A 7,138-nucleotide genomic window follows, 5' to 3' on the forward strand; every position below is an offset into this window, starting at 1 on the left:
TCAATAACTAACAGATTATTTTAGTTAAAAGTTAAGAGTGAATAGTGAACAATTGTGGTTATTACTACTCACTTCGTTCCTAGTAATTTTCAACATATCTTTTTATAAATTTGCAAAGCAAATTATATTGATATATTTTTTAAAATCATTTTCAGAAAGTGGTTGCCACTTTCATCCTAAATTCTTAATTCATAATTCTTAACTAACTATATTTGTACTTATTTTTCTCAACTGATAACAAAAATTTGATGAATAAGTTTAAAGTGGAGCTTGTTTCCCTATATAAAGTTCCAATTTGACTTTTAAAATTTCTATATTATTTTATTTTCTCTTGCATAGAAAAACAAATATTGTTGAGCAAAACCGGCTAAATTTCCAAATTTATCTCTTGCAAACATTCTTATTTTCGGCAATGATACATCTGGTGCCACATAAAAATGTTGCATTGCTCTTTTAACCCATACATCTACAGGAAATGATGAATATTTTTGCATAGAGAATAACATTATACAATCTGCCACCTTAGGACCAACACCATTAAACTGTTTTAACCCTTCATGACATCCATCATCATCCATTGATTTTATTTCCTCTAAATTGTAAACATTATTATAAACTTTCTCTATAGAATCCACTATGTATTTAGCTCTAAACCCAACACCCATTTTTTCTATGTCTTCTTGTGAAGCTTCTATAAGTCTATCTACTGATGGAAATGAATAATACTTTTCACCTTTATACTCTAACTCATTTCCATATTCTTTGCTTATGTTATTTATAGCTCTTTTAATCATTGGTATTCTATTATTAGCTGATACTATAAATGAAATTAATATTTCAAAAGGCTCTTGCTTTAATATTCTGATACCTTCGCCAAAAGCAACAGCTGTAGCCAATATTGAATCCTTTTTAAGTTCTTCTTTTATTTCTGAATAATTTCTTTTCAAATCAAAGTACTCACACCAAATTTCATTAAAATCCTTTATGTTAGAGTTATGTATAATAACATTATTGCCTTCTTTTTCTATTTCAATAACCTTATTATAAGCAACTCCTATATAAGTATTATCTTTTGTTTTATTCCACCTAAAGCACTGACCACAATCAAATATATCCTTAAGTTCAAAGTTTTCAACATCCTTTAATACAATTTTATTATCAAATTCTAAAACTTCTTTAAAATCCACAAAATCACCTCTTCCACAAATATAGGTATGCACCTCAAAGTATCACTTTATTCATTGAATCTTAATCTTTTATTTTTTAATGTTCTCTTGTAATTAAGCAACTTTCCATAAAACATCATTTTTGTCTTAAAATCTTTAAAATAATTGAGATTGCATATACAAACATCTAATATAAAATTGAAATTATTTATTATAAAATTCAATTTATAAAGCAAATTTCAAAAAATATCTTAAAGAAATTTGCTAATGTTTTAAATTTGATTATCAACCTTTTTAAGATATGAACATTCTTAATTGATATCAAAATTTTTATGTATAAGTTAATATTAAGTATTATATACCCTATAATATGTAATTCTTACTTTGCTTTATTTTTATTAACTATGTTATCTAATATTTCTGCGCCTTTAAACACAATGTCTGAACATCTTTTTTCATCATCTCTATATCTATTTTTTAGTCTTGCACAACTTTCTGTTTTTAATTCACTTACAAAAGTATCTATAAACTCTTGAGTTAACAGCTTAATTCTATCGCTTTCATGTGCTTTTTCCTTTGTAAACATAATTCCAAGTACTGCTATAGAACCTGTAATTACTCCACAAGTGCTTTCTACAGCCATTCCACCACCAAAGGCAGCCATAGTTTTAAGAGTTTGATGTGAAAGATTTAAACCATATTCCTCATTTGCTGCATATATAATTGTCTCTGCACAATTTAAATCATATTCTTTTTCATAATATTTTTTAACTGTATCTATCAACATAAAAAACACTCCTTCAACACAAAACTAAATTATTCTTGCAATTTCTATAAAAGTTTTGCATTTATATATTCATTATTATAACCTATGTAAAATCTTTAAATAAGACCTATAAAAAAAATAATAGCCCCTATTAACAAATAATAAAAATCTATTTATCTATTATTTAATTTAATATGATTAATATATTATGGAAAGTTATAGGGTTCCAAATTAAATCTTAAACTTATTCATTTATCAAATGAGAAAATTCAAATTAATATTTTATCAATAACTAACAGATTATTTTAGTTAAAAGTTAAGAGTGAATAGTTGTGGTTCTTAACTAAATATATTTACACTTATTTTCTCAGCTGATAACAAAAATTTATGTTTTGGAATAAATAAATTTAAGAGTCAACTTGGAATCCTCTACTTAATTACAAGAAAACACTACGATTTTGCGTATACATATTATATTATCATAAATTATGAACATTAAGTGAATGGTTGTGGGATTTTTATAGTTAAAAGTGAATAGTTAACAGTGAACAGTTGTGGTTATTACTACTCGCTTTGCTCCTATTAATACTAAACGTACTTTTATATAAATTTGCAAAGCAAATTATATTGATAGATTAAAAAGAAAGTGGTTACCACTTTCCTCGTAAATTCTTAATTCCTAATTCTTAATCCTTAATTTTTTTATTTTATCCCCATAATAAAATAAACAATTACTACTAGCGTTGGCTCCATCACAAATGGGACTTTTTCAGTTAAAAGTGAATAGTTAACAGTGAACAGTTGTGGTTATTACTACTCGCTTTGCTCCTAGTAATTCTCAACGTATTTTGAATCTACAAAAGCAAAACTTCTAAGTAAGTAATCACCCAAAGTTCTACCTCCATCACAAGAGGGACAGACGCGTAGTTGGCTACTTTACTATACTTTGGGATAGATGCTTCTATTAATTTTAGCTTATCTACAATACTGCTCGAAGTCGGTCCCAAACACCTAAACAAGCAATTACTCCTAGTGTTCGCTCCATTACAAATGGGACAGGCACGGTAAATTTATTTACTTCGCTAACACTCGATTCTCTTCTAACTTTATACTACTAACACAATAACTCAAAGCCAGTCCCGAACATCTACGCAGCAAAGCTACTATTTTAAGGACCGGCTTTGGTTACTTTAGATTTTATTGATAATCTTTCGATTTCACTGTGAAAATAACTTAAGGAAATTATACTTCGATACGCCTGTCCTTCTTGTTACGGCTGTATATTTTGATTTTAACTTTAGTTAGTTTAACCTCTCAAACTCAAATTTTACTTCCCCTAATCTAAAGAAACTGGTAGTCCAGTTTCCTCCACCATTGTCAATTATCCTTTGTCCATTGTCAATTATATAATTTGTTACGGCTGTGACCTTTGAATATAACTTTTGTTTGTTTTATATCCTAAACCTAGACTTTACTCCTTCTAATTCAAAAGAAACTGGCAGTCCAGTTTCAACCAACATTGTCAATTGTCTTTTGTCCATTGTCAATTTCTTTAAACTTCTTAACTATTTAAGGGACTGGCTAACTCTTTTTATTATGGTAACTAAATTCAAAGAGCTACTCTCTATTTTATGTAATTAAACCATTCGTGCCTGTCCCATTTGTTACGGCTGTGACCTTTGAATATAGTTTTAGTTAGTTTTATTTCTCGAACCTAGACTTTACTCCTTCTAATTCAAAAGAAACTGGCAGTCCAGTTTCAACCAACATTGTCAATTGTCTTTTGTCCATTGTCAATTTCTTTAAACTTCTTAACTATTTAAGGGACTGGCTAACTCTTTTTATTATGGTAACTAAATTCAAAGAGCTACTCTCTATTTTATGTAATTAAACCATTCGTGCCTGTCCCATTTGTTATGGCTGTACATTTTGATTTTACATTTAGTTAGTTTTATTTCTCAAACTCAAATTTTACTTCCCCTAATCTAAAGAAACTGGTAGTCCAGTTTCCTCCACCATTGTCAATTGTCCTTTGTCCATTGTCAATTTCTTTAAACTTCTTAACTATTTAAGGGACTGGCTAACTTTTTTATGCATGGTAACTAAATTCAAAGAGCTACTCTCTATTTTATGTAATTAAACCATTCGTGCCTGTCCCATTTGTTACGGTTGCAAAATTGGATTTTAGCTTTTGTTTAGTTTAATCTCTCGAACCTAGAATTTACTCCTTCTAATTCAAAAGAAACTGGCAGTCCAGTTTCAACCAACATTGTCAATTGTCCTTTGTCCATTGTCAATTTCTTTAAACTTCTTAACTATTTAAGGGACTGGCTAACTCTTTTTATTATGGTAACTAAATTCAAAGAGCTACTCTCTATTTTATGTAATTAAACCATTCGTACCTGTCCCATTTGTTACGGTTGCAAAATTGGATTTTAGCTTTTGTTTAGTTTAATCTCTCGAACCTAGAATTTACTCTTTCTAATTCAAAAGAAACTGGCAGCCCAGTTTCCTCCACCATTGTCAATTATCCTTTGTCCATTGTCAATTATAATTTGTTACGGCCGTACATTTTGAATATAACTTTGTTTGTTTTATATCTCAAACTCAAATTTTACTCCTTCTAATTCAAAAGAAACTGGCAGTCCAGTTTCCTCCTAAACTCTTAATTATTAATTCTTAACTCTTAACTAACTAAACTCCAGTTTCTTCCTTAACTTTCAACTGTTAATTCTTAACTTTTAACTAATTAAGCTTTAGTTTTCTTCTAATTTAAATATCTCCATTTTCTTATTAAGTTCCATTGCTAAATCCAGTAATTTTTCCGCTGCATTATTAACCTCTTCACTTGAACTATTAAATTCTTCTGTTGATGCAGATATTTCTTCAGTTGTTGCTGAAATTTCTTCAGATATTGCTGTTGCATTATCAAGTCTGTCTGCAATAACTTCCCCTTCTTTATTTATATCTCCTGAACTTTCACTTACCATCTCTATTTTAGGAATTGTTTCTTTTATATTTAATGATATAGTTTCAAAAGACTTAATTGCCTTATCAACATTTCCTCTTTGACCTTCTATATCCTTTTGCATATCTTCTGTACTAACATATATCTTATTACTTTCTTCTAATACAATTTCAATAACTTTAGTAATTTCCACTACTGACTCTTTACTTTTCTCTGCAAGTTTTCTTATTTCATCTGCTACAACTGAAAATCCTTGTCCTGCTTCACCTGCTCTAGCAGCCTCTATCGCTGCATTTAGTGCTAATAAGTTGGTTTGCCCAGCTATAGCACTTATTACTGTAGTTATTTCATTTACCGATTTTATTTTCGTATTCATACTATAAATAACTGATGTAAATCCTTTAAAGTTTTCATTAAACCTTTCTATAGATTTAACTAAATCTTTCATATCCTTATTGCTTTCATCAGCATTTTCACCGATTAACATAGCCATTTCGCTTATATTTTTAACAGCCTTGTCCATTTCAACAATTTTTTCTGAAAAATTATTCATAGATTCATTTATTAATGACAAATGACTGCTTTGCTCATCATTGCCCTTAGCTGCTTCTTGAACTGCATAAACTATATTAGATGAACCTGATAAAAGATTATTTGATGTATCTTGAAGAACTAATGCTTGTTCATTAATTATTTTTGAGTTATCTCTAACAGATTTTATTAATTCTGCCATAGAAGCTTTACTTTCCTTTATGGATCTATAAATATCTCCAATCTCATCATTATAACTCAAATCTTTATCTGTAAGGGTCATAGTAAAATCACCATTTTCTATAGTTTTTACAGCATCTTTTATCTTAGTTAATGCTTTTGTAAAATTAATAGCAATCTTCATACTAACATCTATAGCAATTATTAAAGCAATAATTATTGTTATAACTAATACCATTTGTAATTTAGATAAACTTTGTAAAACTTCATCCTTGTCTATAAGCATACAAACTCCCCAACCTTCTGTGCCCTCTATTGGTTGGTATGCTAGATATTTTGTCCTTCCATGATATGTATAATCACCGACACCAGATTCTCCATTTAAAAGTTTTCTATGATATTTTGCAATGTTTTCAACTTCTTTATCACTTTTTGCTTCCTCTATTATATTTTCCTTAGATTCTATATCATTAAAATCATTACTTAGAATAGTTGCACCGGTACTATCGATAACATAAACAGCACCACTTTTTCCGTACTGGGCTTCTTTAAGTGATTCTGTTATTTTAGCTGCATCTTGAATTATGCTCACTACCCCTATTATTTCATTGCCACTTTTAACTGGTACACTATATGTAACTATGTACTTATTAAAGAGTTCTGAGAACTCTGTAGAGCTTACATATTTTTCACCTTTAATTGATGCCTGAAAATACTTTTCCTTTGATGAATCAAGTATTTCTGATGTACTTGTAGCATATAACTTTCCATTTTTATCTGTAAATCCAATTGATAATAAATCATATTTTTTAACAGAATACTTTAATACATCTAACTTTTTTTCGTTGCTTATATTAGCATCTTTTATAGAAGTATTATCACTTAAAATTTCAGTGATTTCTAAACAATCTTCTGCATATTTATAAACCAGATGAGATGTTTGGTTTACAATATTTTTAAGTGTTTGTTTAGAATTATCAACTAAAATTCGACTTGCTAAAATAGTTACCGATATTAATATTGCAATTAATACACATAAAAATGCTCCAACAATCTTGGTTATCATTTGAGTTTTAATACTTCTTCTACCTCTTAAAAAACTTACTTTTTTTGCTTTCATAAATACACCACCATTTATCCATATCCTTTAAAACTTTTAATCAAATTAATAAGTAATTACTCTAATTTAAATATAAAATTACATAATATAAATGAGAAAATTTAAGACTAATATTTTACTATTAGTTAGCAGCTTTCTACTAATTTCCATTTAAAATTATTATAATGTTAATCTCAAATTTTATCTCTATAAATTATTAAAGTTATGGCATGTAGTTTTTTAAATACACATCATAACTCAAAATAAAAATACATTATGCAATTTTATAAAAGGAGTTATAGGGTTCCAAGTTGACTTTTAAAATTATCCATTCCAAAACTTGGATACCCAAAATAGTGAGACATGCTCTGAATCGCTTAGAATTCAACACTACATTTTGTATAAAAATATTTTAAAGTTATTGAATA

At 28.3% G+C, this 7,138-nt stretch carries 3 protein-coding genes; all 3 read right to left on the bottom strand.

Going from position 1 to position 7,138, the window contains the following annotated elements:
• Window positions 1-311 precede the first annotated feature (311 nt).
• A complete protein-coding gene (locus tag AZI32_RS16530) occupies window positions 312-1,187 on the bottom strand; it encodes a DNA-3-methyladenine glycosylase (RefSeq protein WP_061996996.1) in 876 nt (291 codons plus the stop codon).
• Window positions 1,188-1,545: 358 nt separating this feature from the next.
• Window positions 1,546-1,953, bottom strand: a complete 408-nt coding sequence (locus tag AZI32_RS16535; RefSeq protein ID WP_061996998.1) for a C-GCAxxG-C-C family (seleno)protein — start codon at window positions 1,951-1,953, stop codon at window positions 1,546-1,548.
• Between the two features lie 2,735 nt (window positions 1,954-4,688).
• Window positions 4,689-6,731 (bottom strand): methyl-accepting chemotaxis protein, encoded by a 2,043-nt coding sequence (locus AZI32_RS16540; RefSeq protein WP_061997000.1) that lies wholly within the window; start codon window positions 6,729-6,731, stop codon window positions 4,689-4,691.
• Window positions 6,732-7,138: the final 407 nt, after the last annotated feature.

Origin of the sequence: Clostridium sp. ATCC 25772 (assembly GCF_001573875.1) — a bacterium.
GTDB classification, from domain to species: Bacteria; Bacillota; Clostridia; order Clostridiales; family Clostridiaceae; genus Clostridium_J; species Clostridium_J senegalense.